Below are 19,991 nucleotides of genomic sequence, written 5' to 3'. Positions count from 1 at the left end.
AAATTCGGAATTTTGAATCTTGAATTTTTATGTTTTCAAAGGCATAAATATCCGAAATATTTTCGTATTATTTTCAATCCTGACCTGCTTGTCCATCAATAGGGAAAAACGGTTTTCCAGATTCCTGATCCCTGTTCCGTTGGTATCGGGCGGGGTCAGTTTAGGATAAATGGGATTGGATACCACCAGCTCTGCTTGTTCATTGATCCGGATCGTGATGGTCATTATATGCTCACTATCTATAGTGTTGTGTACAACTATATTATCAATAACAGGAAGCAGCGAAAGTACCGGTAATTTCAACTCCATACTCTCCTGGTTGATATCGATATCGAAAACCAACTTATTGGCAAAACGTACTTCAAGCATATAGCGGAAAGCCTGCATGAAGTCCAGTTCTTCTTTCAGGGTTACGAGGCTTTTTTTATCGCTTTGAAGGGTGTAGCGGAATACGTCCGACAATTTGTTCAGGAATAAAAGGGTGTTTTTATTGTCGTTTTTCCGCACCAAAGCGGCCAGACTGTTCAGCGAGTTAAAGAAAAAATGGGGATTGATCTGGTTGGCAAGCGCATCGCACTGGCTTTGCAGGTTTTCGATCTTCAGTTGTTCTATCTCCTGCTCCTTTCTCCTTTTTTCAGACGATAACACGGATACATATCCTGCAAACGTACAGAAAATCCAGGCAACAAAGAACTGGAAAAGTAAGGTACCTGTGAAGCAATCTGATTTAAATCTTATCAGAAAAGATATCCCGATATAAATCAGATAAGCGACAGCTGCGATCAGAAAAGTGTATAGCAGCCGTTTCTGGAAAAGGGGTGTTTTTATTTTATACAGGTTATACCTTATCAGGATCCAGATCAACACGGAAAAGAATATATATCTGGCAATAAAGAACAGGATATGTGAAGAATGTTTGGATTCATCCAGAAAACTCAGTTCCCATGGAAGGCTTGCAATATTGGGATAGGTAATAAACACAGCTCCGAGCATACTGATCAGGAAAAGCTTAAAAGAACTGTATTTATATAATAGATTCATTGTTTTAAATTTAGAGATTCAAAGTTCAAAATTCCGAATTTTAAATATTGAATTTTAAATTCGGAATCTTAAATTATTTACAATCGCATGGTTTTGATGCTTTTTTCATAATCGGCTCGAGGACACGGAGAAAGAACCATGCTGCGACAGAGCCGCCGATTACCGGGCCTAATATATAAACGAAGAAGAACCCTCCGCTGTGGTCGGGAAAAGCCGCACTACCCCATCCTGTGATCCAAGCTACAATACGTGGGCCGAAATCACGGGCCGGGTTGAGTCCGGCCTGGGTAAGCGGAGCGATCAGGCAGATGATAGAGCCAACGGTAAGCCCGATAAACACCGGGGCCATCGTGTCGCTGGGGCGTCCTACATTACAGCCCTCTGTCAGGGCAAAGATGAACAGTACCAGCAGGAAGGTACCGAAAGCCTCGGCAGCAATGGCCAGCGGCATGGAAACTACAGCCGATCCGCCGGTATAGTATTCGCCGAACATCTTTGCAGTCTGCATGGATTCGGCTGTTCCCCTTACGATGCCGTGAGTACTTTCATAAGCGGCTATAGACGGTGAGAACAAAAGGAAAATCATCAATCCGGCCAGAAAAGCACCTAAGAACTGCGCTGTGAGATAGGTTGGAAGTTTCCGGACAGACATCCTTTTCCCGATTACCATGGCTATACTTACCGCCGGATTCAGGTGGGCACAGGACAGATGCCGGGTCAGGTAAATGGCCAGCATGACCCCGAATCCCCATGCTAAGGAAATCTGGAGAATACCGATATATTCACCGAACAGCGTGGCCACGGCTACCGATCCGCAACCAAAAAGTACCAGGATAAATGTTCCCAGTAACTCGCCTGTAAAATCTTTTATATTCATGTACAAACTTTTTGATTCAAGATTCAAGATTTAAGATTTAAGATTTAAAATTTTGAACTTTGAATTCGGAATTTTGAATTTAAATAACTTCCGCGAAACGGTGTGTGGGTTGCGGACGTCCGGGTTGCAGGTATCTCCACGCCAGGACTTCGGCGGTGTATTTATCCCGGGTCATGGAATCCAGTGTTTCCCGCACCATTTTATCCAATTTTTCAGGACTGGTTTCCACACGGGCGTTGATGATCAACTTCGCATCGCCGCTTTCACCAGCCGAACCACGTAACGACAAGGTTTCACTGGTACCGGTAACATTTCCTGCCGTGAACTTTTTTCCGTTTTCGGCAATAACTTTGACATGGCCTACAGCGTAACCTCCTTTATCGAATTTTTGGGCAAGGTCATTGAGAAAACTGCAGGTAAAGGCCTCCCAATCAGTCTTTTCGCCCTGTAGGTAAACGGTTCCGTTCAGCCATCCCAGAACGGCTTCCCCGTTGGCATATATGTCATAATCGATATCCAGTAACTGTTTTCCGGCATCGGTCCGTGAAAGGACTTCCTCTATCCATTGGTCTATGCCTGCTCCCGTAAGGGCGCTTACAGTAAGTACGGTTGATGAAGGGAATGCCCCGGCAGTAAGTTCCCTGAGATCTTCCAGTTCACCGACGTTAAGCAGGTCGGCCTTGTTGATCAGGATAATATCGCTTTCTTCCAGTTGTTTACGGTATATATAAGCGGCATCGGGATGTAATCCTGCATGACCACCCTTGAGGATATCGGTCAACCGGTAAGGATCGGCCAGTACGGAAAGCGGGGCTACACTAACCTCGCGGTTCCAGTATTGTTTCAGGGGCTGGACAATTGTGGCCGAAAGATCGGCGCAACTGCCGACCGGCTCGGCGATAATCACGTCCGCAGCAACATCGGTACGGATCTGCTGAATGGCATCGGTAAATCCATTAAAGTTGCAACAGAAACAGCTTCCGCTGACTTCCGCCACCTGAAGATTATTGAGTGATAAGAGGGTACTATCTACCAGTTCCGGCGCCTGGTCATTGGTGATCAGCCCCACATTCAGTCCTTTTTTCATCATGCGTTGGGTCGCTTCCCAGAGTAAGGTGGTTTTTCCTGCTCCCAGAAAACCTCCTGCTAAAATAAGCCTTGTTGATTTCATTCTTTCAATTCAAAATTTAAAATTTAAGATTCAAAGTTCAAGATTCAAAATTCAAAATTTTGAATATTAAATCTTGAATTCGGAATTCTATTTCGGTGGATAATATCCGAACTCACCCAGCATATTCCATGCTGCTGCAGGATTGAATCCCCTGCTTTGTTCCGTGTGACTGTCGGTATCGCGGGGGTTGGCTCCCACTTCAGCATATAACTGGTTCACTCCGGCCAGAAGGGCAGCCTGAACGGGCTCATGGACGTTCATGGCTCGTGATGGTTTTACGGCTATATTGGTGACAGCTACGATTTTCGTCAACTCGAGCGCAGAGATCTGTCCCAGTTCATACATGGGTGTTCCCTGAACGGCAATACGGCGCATGGCGGCCATCACAGCGATGTTCAGATTCCTGGCGCGCAAAATTTCGACGGCCAGTTCTTCGTAGGAATGTTCGGAGCCGATGGGTTCGATACAATAATAAAGTTCCAGTCCGGCATCCTTCACCGCTTTAAGGGTCTTTTCCCTGTCGGCAGGATCGGCTAGCGTATCTCTTCCCTCACGCAGCCTGTTGATATGGTAAGCTCCGGTGAATCCGGCATCTTTCAGTTTCATCGCAATTTCCAGATCAAAATCACCTATATTGGCTACCAATTTCTGGTCTTTCCGGAGAAGGGGTTTAACGGCCTTACCGATAGCGATGAACTTATCCTGCGGATAATCTGCAGTGGTCATCAGGAAAAAATCGTCGAAATATCCTTCCTGTAGGAAAGTCAGATCGGAACAGATATCGTCCACCGGTTTTTCCCATTGGGAATCTAAAGAATAATGCGCGGCCCCCATCGAACAGAACGTGCAATTAATGGGACACGGCTTGGCATTGATACCGATCTGGGTGAACACATATCCCCTGTTGCCGAACTGATTCCTCGAATGGGCATTGGATGCGGCAAGCAGCTCATAAAACTGACCGGAACGGTTATCAATACGCAATAAATCAACAATCTCACTCTCCGTTAACTGATAATTTTCTTTTTTGATCTTTTCTAAAACAACCATATTATCTAAAATTCAAGATTCAAGATTTAAGATTCAAGATTCCGAATTTAAATTTTGAATTCGAAATCTTGAATTTTGAATTTATTTTATTTTATAAGCCATTACCGTATTGCCATGGCGGATATAAAGAATACCATCGTAAATGGCCGGATGCGACCAATGTGCTCCGTTACCTTCGTTGATCCTCAACTCACTTACTATGTCGAATTTATCAGGATCGGGCCGGACCAATGCTACGACCCCGCGCCGTTCTTCGTAACAATAAAGCATGCCGTCGGCTGTAATGATTGAACCTTTGCTGTGCCCCTGCCACGCCACTTTATAGCGCGTTTTCCCTGTATTCCAGTCTACAGCCACCCAATCGCCGTTATTGTTGTTGAACCAGTTCGATCCGTAGATAATACCATTCACCAAAACCATTCCGCCTGTATGGACGCTCAGGTCATCGTTGCGCCAGAGCACTTTTACGCCTGTCGCATCTTCGTTCAGCTCCAGCATGTGGGAACGCATTTCGTAGGCATTACTGACAAACAACTTACCGTCGTGGTAAAGCGGAGTATTGATACATATTCCGTCCATCCCGCGTTTGGGTATAAAATCCCAGTCGTTGAACTCCCAAACCATTTCGCCCGTTTCGGGATTCACTCCATACATGTATTTTTCGGAGAATCCTATAATCTGCCTGATGCCGTTATGATCGATGAGCAAAGGCGAAACATGCGAACAACTGTCCCGAAGGGCCTTGGTCGACCATATTGTCTTACCAGTTGCAGCATCCAGGGCAACCATCGTGGTTTTGTATCCTCCCGGCGTAAAGATCACTTTATTGTCGAAAACCAAAGGTGACTCGGATACGCCCCATACATTGGTGGTTACGCCGAACATACTTTCCCCGTCGACCGACCAGATGATCCTGCCATCACCGGCATTTAAACAGACAACTTCTCCCCTGCCGCTGATGACATATAATTTATCACCGGCTATTGTGGGGGTGGTACGGGTGTCGGGATACGATTTGTTCCATGCAGCGCCGTATTTAACCTGATAGATCATTTCTCCCTCAAGTGTGTATGCGGTCAGTATCTCATTCTTTTCATCCTCGTCCATTCCCGTAACAAATACCTTTCCCTGCGAAGCCACAGGACTTGAATATCCTTTGCCAGCATTCGCAATCGACCATAAACGAGTGGGACCGTCAGGGTACCAGAAACTTAGCAAGCCAGTTTCAGGATAAACACCATCACGATCAGGCCCTCTCCAACCGGTTGCAGGTTGCGCCATTATGTGAGCGGTCAACAGGCTTATGAATGATATGATAAGAAGAATTTTCATCATTAAAAATCAAAATTCCGAATTCAAGGTTTACTTCGTTGAGCCCTTTGGGGTTCAAAATTTTAAATTCGAAATCTTGAATTTTGAATTTATTTAATTTTATACGCCATTAATGCTGTACCGTGACGCATGTACAGTACCCCGTCATTGATCACCGGGTGTGCCCAGTGCGGACCTTCGCCTTTGGTGATGCGAAATTCGCTGACGACGTCGAATTTTTCGGGATCCGGATTGACCAATCCTACCGTTCCGCGACGTTCGTCATAGCAATACAGCATATTGTCTGCCGCAATGATCGAGCCTTTGCCCTTTCCACTACCCCATTCGTTCTCGGATTTCGTTTCCCCGGTATTCCAGTCCACGGCCACCCAGTTTCCCGAGTTATTGTTGATCCAGTTGGAACCGTAGATAATACCGTCGACCAATACATAACCGCCATGATGTGTATCCAGGGCGTCCGTTTTCCATGATAATGTAGCATTGGTCATATCACTGTTCAACTGCAGCATATAACCGCCTATATCATAACCGTGGCAGAAGAAAACTTTACCATCCTTAAAAAGAGGCGTGTTAGGAGCTATATTTATCCAACCCGGCCTCATGGCAGCACTTCCCCAATCGCCGAAAGTCCATTCTATAATTCCTGTTTCGGGGTCAACCCCCAGAAGATTTTCCGCTGTGGACCCTATAATTTGTTTTTTACCATTATAAGTAACAAGAAGAGGTGAAACATAAGCCCCCGTATTCCCCAGTGAACGGGTTTTCCATACTACTTCACCCGTTTGGGCATTTAGTGCAACCATAGTGGTCTGGTCGCCGGACGGAGTGTAAATCACCTTATTATCAAATACCAACGGACATTCGGACGTACCCCAGTTACCGGTTTTTCGTTCAAATACCGCTCCTCCGTCTACTTTCCAGACAATATCGCCATTGTCAATGTTCAGGCAGACAATTTCTCCGGAACCGCTGATGACATAAGCCTTATCTCCATCTATCGCCGGAGTGGTACGGGTTTCAGGATAAGATTTTTCCCACGGTTTGCCGTATTCCACTGTATAAACCTTTTTTCCGTCCAGTGTGTAAGCCGAAAACACCTCTTTGTTTCCATCTTCATTCATCCCGGTGATATACAAGCGACCGTCAACGATCACAGGACTGGAATAACCTTTGCCGATATCCAGGGTTTCCCATAGTTGTTCCGGCCCGTCCGAAGGCCAGGTTTTCAGTAACCCGGTTTCGGGATAAACACCGTTACGCGTCGGCCCTCTCCATCCGTGCGGAGTCTGGGCGGTGATTTCTATAGCTAACAAAGCCACAATTACCAGTACAAAGCTGAATTTCATATATATATTTAGTTCAAAGTTCAAGATTCAAGATTATCTTCGGTGAGCCCTTGGGAATTCCGAATTTAAAATTTTGAATCTTAAATTCGGAATTTTGAACTTATTTAATTTTATACGCCATCAATGCACTCCCGTGACGGACATAAAGAATACCATCATTAATTACTGGATGCGCCCAGTGTGGACCTTCACCCTTGGTGATACGGAATTCACTAACCACGTCGAACTTTTCGGGATCGGGATTGACCAATCCTACCGTTCCGCGACGCTCATCATAACAATACAGCATATTGTTTGCAGTAATAACAGATCCTTTACTTTTTCCGCCGCTCCAGGCAGTATTGTATTTGGTTGCTCCGCTGTTCCAGTCTACAGCTGTCCAATTCCCCTGTCCGTTATTGATCCAGTTCGAACCGTATATGATCCCATCCAGTAAAACAAAGCCTCCGATATGGGTGTCAAGATCCTCGTTGCGCCACAACAGAGTGACTGCAGTGGCATTATCGTTCAGTTGCAACATGAAAGAACTCATATCGTAACCATTACATACGAAAATACGGCCGCCTTTGTATAATGGTGTGTTGGGCGAAATTTTCTCCCAACCCTGGGCTGTTGCGCTTTGTCCCCAATCGTCAAATGTCCATTCGATGTTTCCATTACTGGGATCGACCCCGATGACACTTTTCCCCGTAAGGCTTACGATCTGTTTTTTTCCGTTATGGGTGATCAGAAGAGGTGATGCGTAATTACTAATGTCTCCCAATGACTTGCTTTTCCAGATCGTTTTTCCTGTTTCCGGATCCAGGGCAACCATGGCTGTCTGATCTCCGCCGGGAGAAAAGATCACTTTGTTGTCAAAAATCAGAGGCGATTCGGAGGTTCCCCATGTTCCGGTCTTTCTTCCGAACTCGGTATTGCCGTCCACCTTCCAGACAATATTTCCGGTCGATATGTCGATGCATACCACTTCACCGTCTCCGCTGATAACATAGGCTTTATTATTTACGATTGTCGGAGTGGTACGGGTTTCGGGATAGGATTTTTCCCACGGTTTGCCGTATTCTGTTTGATACACTTTTTTCCCGTCCAGCGTATAAGCCAGAAATATCTCTTTTTTCCCGTCTTCGTCCATTCCGGTGATATACAGCCGATCACCAAGGATTACAGGACTGGAATAACCTTTCCCCACATCCAGTGTTTCCCAAACCAGTTGCGGGCCATCGGCGGGCCATGTTTTTAAGAGTCCTGTCTCCGGATAGATACCGTCCCTGTTGGGGCCTCTCCATCCGTGCTGGGGTTGGGCAGTTATTTCTAAAACACACAAAGCTGTAATTATCAATACAAGGCTGAATTTCATATAATATTAATTTAAGATTTAAAATTCAAAATTTAAGATTCAAAATTCAAGATTAACATTGAAGCCGGAACATTGAACTCGTAATTCTTTATATAGAGTCGATAGCTTTTCGGCGGAAATACGGTCGTTATATCTGGAGGAAGAGAGCGACAGGGCATTTTCGCGGCATTCGGCCATCAGTTTTTCGTCGGTCAAGATCTTTTCGAGGGCTTCAGCCAGTGCATCGCTGTTGTTCGGCTCGTAAATGATACCCGCATCATCCACTATTTCCCTGAACGAACCGGTTGCCGGTTCCACTGCCGGGCGTCCTGCGGCGAATGCTTCGCAAAGGTAAAGTCCGACGCCTTCCTCAAAGGTAATAGGAACGCTTATCACCGTTATGGAGCCGTAAAACGGGGCATGATCGTCCGGATTGTACGAATCTTCTATCTCGACATATTCCTGCCAAGGAGAAAGCATCTTTTTCACCTGTTTCAGGAAAGGTTTGTCTTTTCCGGTGAAACCGCCGCCAATCTTTAACCTGAGGTTTTTCACCGTATCTTTTTGCTTCAGTTTGACAAAGGCGTCAGCCAGTATGTCCAGTCCGTTTTCCCGATTCATCCGGTAAAAGAAACCGATCACGGGATCGGAAGGATATACCGGTGAAGCATATTTTTCCCGGTTTATCCCGGGATAGACCACATCTACCTCAGTGATCTGCGGAATCCTTTTCTGAAGTTCTTTTTTATAGAATTCACTGGTGGTGACAAAGCGGTCTATATATTGAAGGTTGTCCGTAATTCCCTGCCATGCAACAACAGCATATTTTTCATCCAGGCTATCGATCCATACCTCTTCGTCCTGTACGGAACAGACTACCGGAATATCCAGTTCCTGCCGGATAATTTTTGCGATACCGATCAACAAGGTACTGGACAGATGGATCACATCCGGTTTTTCCTGGTTTTTGATCCAGTCGACCAGCTGGGTAACCTGCTCCCGGAATGCCCGGTCGTCGCCGGTAATCATGGATAAAGTCATTTCCTCCATTCCTTCGGCGGATGTGGTCCCGGACAAAGACGAAGCAAAGTTCAGCATCATGTTTGATACTGTAACCCGTTCCAGCCATTTGGGCATTTTTCTTTTCCTGAAAAACTTTTGTGCCGTATAGTAGGTGGTTGCAGGGAAAAACAACGGGGAACCGGCCTGGAATGATTTCTGTTTCAGGGGAAGGTAAAGCGGCATGACCACCACTTCATGTCCTGCCCTTCTCAATGCCGATGCCTGAAGGTTATCGCGGAAACAATTACCGCAATAAAATGAATCTCCTGACCCGGGAATGATGAAAAAAATCTTCATATGGTTTAAACCTGATCGTTCAAGGTTTTCAATACTCAGCATCAATTTTTACCTTATAAAAATAGTGAAAGCCGAACGGAAAGGCGAACTTTACTTCAGACTATCCTGAGGCGCACCCTATTTTCTACAAATATGTTGAAATATCAGGTATCCTTAAAACAAATCTGCATTAAAACGACAAAAATGCATCTAAAAACGGCTGATACTTAAAATTCAATGTTCAATGTTCAAGATTCAAAGTTCAAAATTAGCTTTAAACCCGGTTCCACTCAATGTGGAAAGTGCATAAAAATAGTTTTCTTTACAACCTCTTCCAATAACAAAAATATATCTTTGCATTAAGCTTTTATATCCGTAACCCGCAAGAGAATAATCAGTACCATTAATTTAAAAAAAGTAAAATCATGGCTATGGAATATCATTGTGTTAACAAACAGAATCCACAAGACCTGACGGCACTGAACCGGAAGAGAAACAAACGAAAAGCATGCATGAAAGTAATCGTTTATTTTTTAGTGGTATTGATATTTTCACAATGTAAGATGAGCAGCAACAATTCAGGAACAGGGGATTTTGTTGAAATAGACATTTCTAAAAAATATCCTGAAAAAGAAGTATATATACAAGATATAGCCAAAGTCGAATATATTCCATTAGAAACCAACAGCAGCACGCTAATGAGGTCATCTGCACGAATCGTTCATGTGTCTGATAACTATATCATTGTCACTAATGCATCAGACGGTGATGTTTTTGTTTTTGATGGTAATGGTAAGTCTAAATTCAGTTTTAATCACAAAGGCAAAAGTGGAACAGATTACAATCGGTTGTACAGTATTGCATTTGATGAACAGGCAAAAGAAATATTTATTTTCGACAGGGCTTCTGCTCATCCTAAATTTCTTGTATATGCCGAAGACGGTGAATTTAAACGGATACTTGAGAGTCCTTCCAATTTTTTGCCTCGTGATGTGTATAATTTCGATGATAACACACTTCTTGTATACGATGAATATGGCCTGAGTACGAATAAATATTCAAATAAGCCTTATATGCTTATATCCAAAAAGGATGGGAGCATCATAGATACTTTGGATATCTATTTGCCAGATAGGGTATCAAACAAAGTTTATTTTGAGGTTGAAGTCAACGGGCAAAAAATGACGACATCATTAAATTTGAACATGTTCAATAATCGTTCATACGGGAAGGATTTCCTTATTGCTGACTGGTCTTCCGATACCATTTACAGGTTGACATCCCAAAAGAAACTGCAACCTTTGATCATCCGGAAACCGTCTGTACAAAATTCCGAACCCAAAACGGTGATAACAAACGAACTAATTACAGATAAGTTTATTTTTATGGGTAAAGGAACATTGGATTTCGAATTAGCGAAAAAAGCAAACACTTTTCCGACAATGTCTTTAATGTATGATTTTGAAACAGGACAATTGAGTGAATATAAACTAATCAATAGAGATTTTGAATCGTCGAATGTCGGATTTTATCCTGCTATAACTTCTGAGAACACAGGTGTTATGACATTAGTAGTATCCAGATTGTTTGAAGCGGATGAAGCCGGAAAAATAAAAGGGGAATTGAAGCAGGTTTTGGAATTACTTGACGAAGAAGATAATCCGATTCTGATGAAAATTAAGTTTTAACCAATGTGAATTGTTTGGCATGTATAATGGCGTCCTGTACGGCAAGGAGTTTATGATGAAAATTCAAAGTTAGCTTTGAACCCGGAGCCTATCATAGATCATCGAAAGTTGTAAATCAAATATTCGCTATATTTGGTGGCTTTTAAATAATGATCTGGAGATGTAGCAGGCAAAAACAGGATGTTTCGCTTTGAATATCAATAAATAAGTTGTGGGTAAGTTCGTGGCAAAAACTGAATGATAAATATGAAACCAAAAGAATTAATATTAAATCCATATTTCATTGTTGGTTTAATTGTTTTACTGCTTAACGATTTTTATTTGAAATACGAATTTGGAAATTTCATTACGGGAAAACTCTCCGATTTTGCAGGATTATTGATCTTTCCCATGTTCGTAGCGACAATTATCCCACAATTAAGAAAATCAATTCCTTTAATAACGGGAATCGGTTTTATCTTATGGAAATTACCGATAATAACACCTTTGATCGATTTAGTCAATCAAATACCTTATGTACATATTCAAAGGGTGATTGATTATTCCGATTATATGGCCTTACCCATTTTATTGTTAAGTTATTACCTGATCAATTATGGTGAATACAATACAAGATTAAAATGGAAAACAACAACAATCGTGTCAAAGTTCGCATTTCTATCGATTGCATTTTTCGCTTTTTGTGCCACCTCACATGTACCAGCATACGAAGTACCTCAAGGCACTATCTTCATAGATAAATCCTACACTATTAAACTTCCAAAAGATTCTGTAATTAATACGATAAGGCAACTTGGATACAATTGTGATTTTCACCATCCGGACACTTTATTAACTCGGATAGGACGGATATACCCTCTCGATTATTATCAAACAGACAATATTATGCTGGCAAATGATATAATGAATCAATCAGATACTGTTTTAAATGTAAAGTATCTCTTAACTGAAATAAAACCTAATAAAACAAAGCTGACAATTATCAGTGTGGCTTTGTCTGAAGAAGGAAGTATTCAAAACTGGAAAAGACTTAAAAGATTAAGTAAAGAATATAAATCATTACTGAAAAATGGATTCATTAAAAAAATAGAATAAATAAAATAATTTTTAATATTGTAGTGTCATGAAAATATTGGTTAGAGATGTATCGAAAAAAGAGAAAAATGATGCTTAACAAATCTACCAACGAGTAAAATGTCCATGTATTAAAATCTACAATTTAACATCATAACATATAACAGACAGTAAATAAACACATTAAAATGGAGGAATAATTTTATGAAAAAAAAGAAAATCGTTGTTCTTGCAACACTTGCTATTATGCTGGGCGTATATAGTTTTGTTGTACCCTATCCGTCCGGGAAAAAGGATCAGTTGGCTCCGGTAGAGAATAGCATCACTTACAACAAGAAAAAACACAGGATAACGTTGTCGTGGACTGCATTCGGTTCTTCGGGAGATTATATCATCACAAGGGGTGGCAGCCGTTTGGCGACGGATTTTATTTCAATCGGCTCAACATCCAGGACGACGTTTACGGATACAAATCCGAATGCGAATAAGTATGAAAACTATTATAAGATCACCCGTGGCTCGACAACGATCATTCTTTCTCTGGAAAACCAGATTTTTGGCGACAATATGTATTTCTACGACAGGAAATATGAAGAAGCCGGAACGGCGAGAACGGAAATAAACGCTCATTTTGCCACCACCGGCAAAGGGAGGGAAAACGGCGAGTGGACCACAAAACGCCAGGCTTACTATTTCAAACCGAATACCGGTACACAGACCTATGATCCGGGCGGTTCGGGCTCTGCATCCTCAGAGGATGCAAACTCCATAGAACTGGGATTCTACTCCCACATAGGCGGACTGGGCAAATTACCTTCGGATGTCCGGTTAGGTGCTGTTTTTACCAGGCCTCATCTTTCCGGGGGAGCAAATGCGACCTGTACCTTCTGGCGCTCTATGGAAAACGTAATGGTGATGAGGGATTTTGCGTGGACGGTTTCTCAATCGACCAGCGCAAGAAGAATGCTGATCGAAAGCACTTCGAAATATATATCCGATGTCGGTACCTCGAATTTCTGGGGAAGCGGCGGGTTTATCGCCGACAGCCACTATACGTCATCCAGGCCTAACTGGAGAGGACAGCAACAGTGGTACACCCGGAATACCATATTCCCCTCAGGTTCCGGATCAATGGGCGGTTCGTATAATATGGTCTGGCAGGGCTGTATCAATGCCCCCGATCCGAGCGATGCCAATTCACCTGTTCCCAACACTCCTGTCATCAGGGAAAAACCTTTTCTTTTTATAGATGATGACGGCGAATACAAAATATTTGTCCCGGCATGGCAAAAGAACAGGGTAGGAATTTCCTGGTCAGCTACCGATATGGGAAAAGGTGAAGTTCAGGATCTGCTCACCGGCTGGTACGTGGCGAAGGAGGGCGACACCGACATTGAAATCAACGCCGCGCTTAAAGCGGGTAAGAATGTGTTTTTTACTCCCGGTCACTACTCTTTGAACGCTCCCATCCAGGTAAACAGGAAAAACGCGATACTTCTCGGCGCCGGTATCGCCTCGGTCACACTCGAGCCCACGGGAAAAAATACCTGGGGCTGTATCTATGTCGACGATAAGGATGGAATTATCGTTGCCGGACTCCTCATGGATTCTTTCAACAGCACGACCTATCAGGTCCGCGTCGGAGAAGAAGGTGCAAAAGCAGACCATTCCGCAAATCCCATATTGCTCACGGATATCACTTGCAGGGTGGGCGGAGTCCAATCCAAAAACATACAGATACATGCATCCATGCAAATAAACAGTAACCACGTCGTGGGCGACCACTTCTGGTTGTGGCGCGCCGATCATGGTACTCAGCCCGGCGGCCCGGCCCGGTGGACAAGGGACAGGTGTAAAAACGGGCTCATCGTCACCGGCGACGATGTAACGCTCTACGCTTTATTTGCCGAACACTACCAGGAATACGAGGTGTTATGGCTGGGTGAACGCGGCAGGACTTATTTCCTCCAGAACGAGCCGCCATACGATCCACCGAATCAGGCAGGATGGAGTAGCCAGGGAGGCCGGGTAGACGGTTATGCGGCTTACAAAGTTGCGAATACCGTAAAAGAACACTACGGGATAGGTTTTGGCTCTTATGCGGTTTTCACCGGAACCGACGGTAACGTGAACAAGAAAAATGGCTTCGAGGTTCCCAATACTCCCAATGTTAAAATTGAAAAAATGTGTATCACGCGGTTCAGCGGCCCCGGTAACATACTGAATGTGATCAACGGCACGGGCGGTAGCACGGCAAGCGGTGCAAAACGTGTTCCCTTATATAATAACGGCCCGGGAACGCAGCCCTTCGACGAAGAGTTCGATCTGCCCGACCGGATATCGTGGCCGGCATATATAGTTATGGAGTAGAATCATTCAAAATTTAATATTCAAGATTCAAAATTCCGGAATGTTTTTAAAGTAGTTACGGATTACAGATAATCACCCCGGATTGCATGGGCTTGTCCGGGGTGATCGAAAGATGGGGGTGTGTCAAAAGTTAAAATCCACGGCTTAACCTTTAGCTAACAGGGAAAAATAGTTCACCCATCTATTGTGTTTGACGGAGACTTTATCTTTTCGCTTCATGGCTGTTTATTTTTTAAAACCTTAATTTTTTAAAATCACATCTTATTTCGCGGAAAATCATAGTTAAAGTAATTGCCTGATACGGAACTTTATAAACTTGCCATTTGTATGGGTTGCCTTGCCGATTGTTGTAAAAACTATCAACGTATGCTTAATCTTACTTATGCTCCCCTTTGCATTTCTTTGATCCATTCGGAAGGAGTCCATCCGCTTAATTCCAACATGGTATCCGACAGTTCGTCCACAGTCACTTCGAGCTGTCCCGCATAAAAATCAGCATTCGATTCTTCCCTGAAATATAACGCTGCCAGGTTTAAGAAATTGATAAATAATTCTTCTTTTTCCATAGTTTGACAATTTTAAATTCAACATTCTATAAATTGTATACATATTCGTATTACTGCCCGCACATTTGTAATGCATGCTATTAAGGAGCGGAAATGAGGCTGCTCAAAAAGTCCTTTTTTACTTAGTCATTCCTCCTTTCAATGACGTGCTTATTCTATTTTCAGGCGTTTTTCCGCCTTAGTTCGCTTTTTCCTTCAATTCTATATACAGGTCGTCGTCTTTTTCGAACAATTCTATTTTTCCTTCGTGGAGTAAAATACCCAATGCAAGGATTATTATCGGCTCGGAATATTTTGTATGTTCAGATATCTGTTCGATACTCAACGCCTTATGATGCAACAATAATTGCATTATGATCCAGGAGATTATTTCAAACGGATATTTCATAACTCATTTTCCATAAAACATTTCCGAAATACTGTGATGTAGTTCAACGTACAATATATCATGCTCTTCAAAAATCTGTATCTCATTTTCCCTCGTTAACCATCCGAGGGCGAGATATATGGAGGATTCTTCAAGATTGGTCACTTTTCCGACTTCTTCGATACTCAGGGTACCATGATCTAAAAGTGAGAGCCAAATTGCATTGGCGTCCATTTCCATACTATCCTTGTATGTGTTTGAATTATTTCTCATGACTATTTGTATTTTAATTATCGACTATTATAGTTTGATAAAGCAGATATTGAAGAGACGGGAACCCACACGGCGCGGTAGTAAATCGGCAATACCGTTTATTTTAGGCCGGTATGCTTCCATAGCTTATGTTGGTATTATTTACTGATAATAAATTTAAGGTCTATAATATATTCCAGGTCGGCAATCAGATCTTTGAAAAAACACTTTATCCTGTTGGTCGGTCTGAGTCCTTGTCCGAGAAGTATTATCCCGCACAGGATTCTGTCATTCCATCCGCACCGTTTGGCATAATATTCCGCTATTTGGGTTGTTGTGACTATACATGTCGAAGTGGATTTCAACTGTTTGACAATTGCCCTGCGGTTGACTTTCCGGCGGAATTGTATGCGGTTTGTATCAATCAGTACGAATTCCCACCGGTTTCCCTCTTTGTAGAAAAATATATTCGAGAGGTTATAATCTTTATTGAATATCCCTGCCTGGTGCTGACGGATAGTAAAGTTTACGAAATCGGAAAGGATTTCCGACCGGAGTGCATAGTAGTAATTTTCCATAACTTCCAGAAGCCGGTGAGGCAAGTACTCGGAAATATAGTATCCCGTATGGAAAAAACCATTCCTGCGAATCTCTATATAAGCGATTGACTCAGCCGTATCGAAACCCATCTCTTTGAGGCGGAAGCCGTATTCGTAAGCGCGTTGCGCTTTGCTCATCCTGAAAAAGGTATAAATGAAACAGTTGGCTAATGTCGGTCTTTTATACCGTTTAATGATCAACGGTATACCGTTTACAGTTACTTTTTTGACAATATTCCGTTGATTCTTGTACACTTTGTCGTGACAGTATGTTTCGTCAGGAATTTTCCCGATAAAATCGGACAGGTATTCATATTTAGGATTAATAACAGTTTTCATGTTCTTTTTCAATTTCCGTTTTCTAAAATTAAAATAAGTTTTCGCGGGTACTTTCTCAATATCCCTGTCTTCTTCATAAAGACCGGATAAAACGATCGGTTTTGTAATTATTTCATCATTTCTCATGGCATTTTGTTTTTGATTAACTTGTTCCGGCGGACGGACTCGAACCGCACAACCTTCCGCATCAGCCGACATACGGATGCTCTACCTCGTTGAGCTACACCGGAATGTTGTCGTTATAAGATATTTATCTGAAAAATAAATGATTTTGATCTGTTAATTTTTCCATATCTGCAAAGCCGGATTACCCGGCCGGGTTAAGATGATGTTCAGTTTCGTTGTTCCGGAAGCTCCCGTAATATTCGCGGACTGTTGTTTCAAGTTCTTCAAAGGAGCAATCCAGTCCACGTTCTGAGAATACAATGGGGGAACCGTAGTAGTGGTACCTTGTCATCATCGACCGGCGCTTGGCTAAAGAGCGTTCCCTGTTTATGTAAAGCTGCGGGTTGGCCACTTTCAGGATAATGTATTTCCGTGCGGGATACTGCATGTCGTTGACCACACTGATCTTCGTTACGCTTTCCCATTGCACCATCCCATACGAATGCCCCGTGGAGATATCATTTATCCCCTGCGGGGAGATGAACATCCCGATAAAGCCATCCCGTTTCAGGACGATAAAGCCATAGAGCGTGAATGTGAACAGCAAAAAAGCGTTTATCCCCAGAAGAGCCACAATGAATTTCCCCGGCCTTAACGGAAGGTATATGGCAAGCCAGAAAAGAAGGATACAGGCAGCAAGGTTTATCGGAACAGCGGAAATCAAGCCGTATTTCTTCCGTTTTTTCAACCGGAATGTCTTCACTGGTAATTTCGGTGTCATGGCTGTCCATTTAAATTAAATTGTTTTTTCCACCGGTAGTACAAACGCACGCAGCCCCTGGTCCTCGGCCTGTTTGTCGAGCTTGTTGAGGAGTTTCAGGAAATGCTCCACCTTGTTTTCCTCCACAATGGCCATTATCGCACTGTTGAGTGTCGGCCAGGCGTGACTCCCGTAATGCGGCTCTCCATTACGGCTACCACGTCCGCTGACGGTTTCCCAGAATGTAAAACCTTTGATGTCGTCGCGGTCCATGATCTGCAGGACCGTTTCGTAATAAGCCTGGTTGAATATGATAAATATCGCTTTCATTTTTAATATTTTAAAGGGGCAGGCAGGGAGTATTTTCCGGCCATACGACCCCATTGTTTTTAATCGGTTGCAAGGATTTCCAATACCTCCATTTTTGCATTTTCCCTACGTTGGCGTTTTACGCCCCTTCCGGCAAAAATGCAGTAGATAACCGGCACCAGTACAAGTGTTACCAAAGTACCTATAGAAACACCCCAGGCCACGGTAATGCCCATGGCGTTCCACATTTCGGCCCCTTCGCCGTTACCGAGCGCCATGGGCAGCATACCTAATACGGTAGTAAGTGTGGTCATCAATACCGGGCGTAAACGTGACTTGCCGGCAGTGACCACAGCGTTGATGATCCCCATACCTTTTTCACGGCACAGACGGATATAGTCGATCAGCACGATCCCGTTCTTGGCCACAACCCCGACAATGATCAGTATCCCGATCATCCCCATCAGCCCGAGCGGGGTACCGGTGATGCTCAACCCGAGGACCACCCCGATGAATGCGAACGGCAGGGCCAGCATGATCACGAAAGGATCGACCATTGATTCGAACTGCGAAGCCATTACTATATAGATCAGGATAATGATCAGCACAAGCAGGGTGGCGATATCGCTGAATGTATCCTGCTGGTCTTCGAATGAACCGGCGATCTGCCAGGTTACATTCTGCGGCATCTCTATCTGTGGCATAAATTGCTGTACATCCCCGACAAGGTCGCTCAGGGCGGCATCCTGCGACACGATACCCGTTACCGTAATGACCCGTTCCCGGTTCTTACGTTCTATGGTTGGGGGAGTCATCTCCTCAACCACCGTACCCAGGTCACGTATCCGTACCCCTTTCCCGAAAGCGTCGTAAACGGTAATGTTTTCGATACTTTCGATTGTTTCACGGTACTCCGGGGCCAGACGGACACGGATATCATACTCTTCGCCGTCTTCACGATAGTAGGAAGCCACGGAGCCATTCACGCTGTTGCGCAGGTAACCGGCTGCCGTGGTTACATTCAACCCGTGAAGAGCCAGTTTCTCCCGGTCGAAATCCACCTGTATCTCGGGAATATAATCTCCTCGACTGACCGTCACCTGCGAACAATAAGGGCTTTCCTGCAGATGACCGGCCACATCTGCAGCTATCCTGTCGGTAACATTGAAGTCGAAGCCGTAAATTTCAATGTCCACACTGGCTTCACCACCGACTCCCATTAAGCCGGCACTTACCTCATAATCGGCCAGTTCGGCATAGGTTGCCAGGTCCTGCCTGACCAGTTCTGCAATTTCAGTTTGCCCACGATCCCGCTCTTCCTTGCCTACCAATGAGATGGTGTAACTGATGATGTGTGCCCCGTTATCACTCATGTTACCGATGATATTGTCATCGGCAGCCTGTCCTAATGTATAGGTGACGTATTTAATTTCAGGGTATTTATCATAGAGTTCATCGTTGATACGCAAGGCTACTTCACGGGTGATGCCCTGCCGCGTACCAACCGGTAATTCTGCTGTAACGCTCAGGCGTGCGTTGTCCATAGAGGGAAAGAACTCCGATTTGATGGCCGGGGCAAGGAATATGACCACTCCGGCAAACAGCGCCACAACAATCCCGATGACAGACTTCCGGTGGTGCACAGCCCAGCTGAGCAGGCGGGCGTAACCATTGTTCAGTGCACTTAAAGCCTTTTCAACCGGTGTAAAGAACAGGGTGTAAAGCTTTCCCTTTTTCTGGTCGAGTTTGAGCAATTTCGAGCTCATCATAGGGATCAGGGTTAAAGCGGCCGTGGCCGACATCACCATAATAATGGCCACGATCCACCCCAGTTGTTTGAAAAGTACACCGCTCAAACCCGATATCATCGTCAGCGGGATGAATACTGACAACATGGTCAGGCAGGAAGCGATCACCGAGGTCATCACTTCTTTCGTTGCAAAAATCGCTGACTGCCTCGGGTTACTGCCCCGTTCGATATGGGTCGAAATATTTTCAAGTACCACGATGGAATCGTCCACCACCATACCGATCGCCAGCGAAAGTGCAGACAATGAAATAATATTCAATG

The 19,991-nt window shown here is 43.9% G+C and carries 18 protein-coding genes and 1 tRNA gene; 3 read left to right on the top strand and 16 right to left on the bottom strand.

The annotated features are described in order from the left end of the window. Positions 1-27 precede the first annotated feature (27 nt). From LBQ60_13475 to LBQ60_13440, 8 genes are all read right to left on the bottom strand, one after another. Positions 28-1,041: a histidine kinase gene (locus tag LBQ60_13475; GenBank protein MDR2038927.1), complete on the bottom strand. Its 1,014-nt coding sequence runs from the start codon at positions 1,039-1,041 to the stop codon at positions 28-30. Positions 1,042-1,114: 73 nt separating this feature from the next. Continuing rightward, on the bottom strand, positions 1,115-1,918 hold the full coding sequence (locus LBQ60_13470; GenBank protein MDR2038926.1) for an aquaporin family protein: 804 nt from the start codon (positions 1,916-1,918) through the stop codon (positions 1,115-1,117). Between the two features lie 79 nt (positions 1,919-1,997). Further along, a complete protein-coding gene (locus LBQ60_13465) occupies positions 1,998-3,089 on the bottom strand; it encodes a cobalamin synthesis protein P47K (GenBank protein ID MDR2038925.1) in 1,092 nt (363 codons plus the stop codon). Positions 3,090-3,176: 87 nt separating this feature from the next. Beyond that, positions 3,177-4,139, bottom strand: a complete 963-nt coding sequence (locus LBQ60_13460) for a radical SAM protein (GenBank protein MDR2038924.1) — start codon at positions 4,137-4,139, stop codon at positions 3,177-3,179. Positions 4,140-4,220: 81 nt separating this feature from the next. Continuing rightward, on the bottom strand, positions 4,221-5,435 hold the full coding sequence (locus tag LBQ60_13455; protein MDR2038923.1) for a PQQ-like beta-propeller repeat protein: 1,215 nt from the start codon (positions 5,433-5,435) through the stop codon (positions 4,221-4,223). A 125-nt stretch (positions 5,436-5,560) separates the two neighbouring features. Beyond that, positions 5,561-6,817 (bottom strand): PQQ-binding-like beta-propeller repeat protein, encoded by a 1,257-nt coding sequence (locus LBQ60_13450; GenBank protein ID MDR2038922.1) that lies wholly within the window; start codon positions 6,815-6,817, stop codon positions 5,561-5,563. 100 nt (positions 6,818-6,917) lie between these two features. Continuing rightward, complete coding sequence (locus LBQ60_13445; protein ID MDR2038921.1) at positions 6,918-8,174, bottom strand: PQQ-binding-like beta-propeller repeat protein; 1,257 nt, start codon at positions 8,172-8,174, stop codon at positions 6,918-6,920. A gap of 39 nt (positions 8,175-8,213) precedes the next feature. Then, positions 8,214-9,512, bottom strand: coding sequence for a glycosyltransferase family 4 protein (locus LBQ60_13440; GenBank protein ID MDR2038920.1), 1,299 nt, complete (start codon positions 9,510-9,512; stop codon positions 8,214-8,216). 404 nt (positions 9,513-9,916) lie between these two features. On the opposite strand from LBQ60_13440, the gene LBQ60_13435 reads away from it, so the two are divergent. The 3 genes from LBQ60_13435 to LBQ60_13425 all read left to right on the top strand — a co-directional run bounded on the left by LBQ60_13435 (position 9,917) and on the right by LBQ60_13425 (position 14,623). Then, positions 9,917-11,179 (top strand): 6-bladed beta-propeller, encoded by a 1,263-nt coding sequence (locus LBQ60_13435; protein ID MDR2038919.1) that lies wholly within the window; start codon positions 9,917-9,919, stop codon positions 11,177-11,179. Positions 11,180-11,425: 246 nt separating this feature from the next. Continuing rightward, positions 11,426-12,274: a hypothetical protein gene (locus LBQ60_13430; protein ID MDR2038918.1), complete on the top strand. Its 849-nt coding sequence runs from the start codon at positions 11,426-11,428 to the stop codon at positions 12,272-12,274. A 183-nt stretch (positions 12,275-12,457) separates the two neighbouring features. Further along, the gene (locus LBQ60_13425; GenBank protein MDR2038917.1) at positions 12,458-14,623 is read left to right on the top strand and encodes a hypothetical protein; all 2,166 of its coding nucleotides are present in this window, start codon (positions 12,458-12,460) and stop codon (positions 14,621-14,623) included. 380 nt (positions 14,624-15,003) lie between these two features. Here the strand turns inward: LBQ60_13425 and LBQ60_13420 are convergent, their stop codons facing one another. The 8 genes from LBQ60_13420 to LBQ60_13385 all read right to left on the bottom strand — a co-directional run. Further along, positions 15,004-15,189: a hypothetical protein gene (locus LBQ60_13420; GenBank protein MDR2038916.1), complete on the bottom strand. Its 186-nt coding sequence runs from the start codon at positions 15,187-15,189 to the stop codon at positions 15,004-15,006. 178 nt (positions 15,190-15,367) lie between these two features. Beyond that, positions 15,368-15,577 (bottom strand): winged helix-turn-helix domain-containing protein, encoded by a 210-nt coding sequence (locus tag LBQ60_13415; GenBank protein ID MDR2038915.1) that lies wholly within the window; start codon positions 15,575-15,577, stop codon positions 15,368-15,370. A gap of 3 nt (positions 15,578-15,580) precedes the next feature. Next, positions 15,581-15,829 (bottom strand): winged helix-turn-helix domain-containing protein, encoded by a 249-nt coding sequence (locus LBQ60_13410; GenBank protein ID MDR2038914.1) that lies wholly within the window; start codon positions 15,827-15,829, stop codon positions 15,581-15,583. A 137-nt stretch (positions 15,830-15,966) separates the two neighbouring features. After that, on the bottom strand, positions 15,967-16,872 hold the full coding sequence (locus LBQ60_13405) for a lipopolysaccharide kinase InaA family protein (protein ID MDR2038913.1): 906 nt from the start codon (positions 16,870-16,872) through the stop codon (positions 15,967-15,969). A gap of 24 nt (positions 16,873-16,896) precedes the next feature. Next, positions 16,897-16,976: transfer RNA gene (locus LBQ60_13400), tRNA-OTHER, on the bottom strand. Positions 16,977-17,053: 77 nt separating this feature from the next. Beyond that, the gene (locus LBQ60_13395) at positions 17,054-17,632 is read right to left on the bottom strand and encodes a hypothetical protein (GenBank protein ID MDR2038912.1); all 579 of its coding nucleotides are present in this window, start codon (positions 17,630-17,632) and stop codon (positions 17,054-17,056) included. A 15-nt stretch (positions 17,633-17,647) separates the two neighbouring features. Then, the gene (locus LBQ60_13390) at positions 17,648-17,941 is read right to left on the bottom strand and encodes a hypothetical protein (GenBank protein ID MDR2038911.1); all 294 of its coding nucleotides are present in this window, start codon (positions 17,939-17,941) and stop codon (positions 17,648-17,650) included. Between the two features lie 59 nt (positions 17,942-18,000). Beyond that, on the bottom strand, positions 18,001-19,991 hold a 1,991-nt coding region (locus LBQ60_13385), incomplete at its 5' end, for an efflux RND transporter permease subunit (GenBank protein MDR2038910.1).

It is taken from the genome of Bacteroidales bacterium (assembly GCA_031275285.1).
In the GTDB taxonomy this organism is placed as follows: domain Bacteria; phylum Bacteroidota; class Bacteroidia; order Bacteroidales; family UBA4181; genus JAIRLS01.
Note: the sequence above shows the minus strand (reverse complement) of the source record. Positions and strands in the feature narration are given on the sequence as shown.

Coding starts and splice junctions, on each gene's coding strand:
- LBQ60_13475 (MDR2038927.1), bottom strand. CDS start 1,041: ATGAATCTATTATATAAATACAGTTCTTTTAAGCTTTTCCTGATCAGT.
- LBQ60_13470 (MDR2038926.1), bottom strand. CDS start 1,918: ATGAATATAAAAGATTTTACAGGCGAGTTACTGGGAACATTTATCCTG.
- LBQ60_13465 (MDR2038925.1), bottom strand. CDS start 3,089: ATGAAATCAACAAGGCTTATTTTAGCAGGAGGTTTTCTGGGAGCAGGA.
- LBQ60_13460 (MDR2038924.1), bottom strand. CDS start 4,139: ATGGTTGTTTTAGAAAAGATCAAAAAAGAAAATTATCAGTTAACGGAG.
- LBQ60_13450 (MDR2038922.1), bottom strand. CDS start 6,817: ATGAAATTCAGCTTTGTACTGGTAATTGTGGCTTTGTTAGCTATAGAA.
- LBQ60_13445 (MDR2038921.1), bottom strand. CDS start 8,174: ATGAAATTCAGCCTTGTATTGATAATTACAGCTTTGTGTGTTTTAGAA.
- LBQ60_13440 (MDR2038920.1), bottom strand. CDS start 9,512: ATGAAGATTTTTTTCATCATTCCCGGGTCAGGAGATTCATTTTATTGC.
- LBQ60_13435 (MDR2038919.1), top strand. CDS start 9,917: ATGGCTATGGAATATCATTGTGTTAACAAACAGAATCCACAAGACCTG.
- LBQ60_13430 (MDR2038918.1), top strand. CDS start 11,426: ATGAAACCAAAAGAATTAATATTAAATCCATATTTCATTGTTGGTTTA.
- LBQ60_13425 (MDR2038917.1), top strand. CDS start 12,458: ATGAAAAAAAAGAAAATCGTTGTTCTTGCAACACTTGCTATTATGCTG.
- LBQ60_13420 (MDR2038916.1), bottom strand. CDS start 15,189: ATGGAAAAAGAAGAATTATTTATCAATTTCTTAAACCTGGCAGCGTTA.
- LBQ60_13415 (MDR2038915.1), bottom strand. CDS start 15,577: ATGAAATATCCGTTTGAAATAATCTCCTGGATCATAATGCAATTATTG.
- LBQ60_13410 (MDR2038914.1), bottom strand. CDS start 15,829: ATGAGAAATAATTCAAACACATACAAGGATAGTATGGAAATGGACGCC.
- LBQ60_13405 (MDR2038913.1), bottom strand. CDS start 16,872: ATGAGAAATGATGAAATAATTACAAAACCGATCGTTTTATCCGGTCTT.
- LBQ60_13395 (MDR2038912.1), bottom strand. CDS start 17,632: ATGACACCGAAATTACCAGTGAAGACATTCCGGTTGAAAAAACGGAAG.
- LBQ60_13390 (MDR2038911.1), bottom strand. CDS start 17,941: ATGAAAGCGATATTTATCATATTCAACCAGGCTTATTACGAAACGGTC.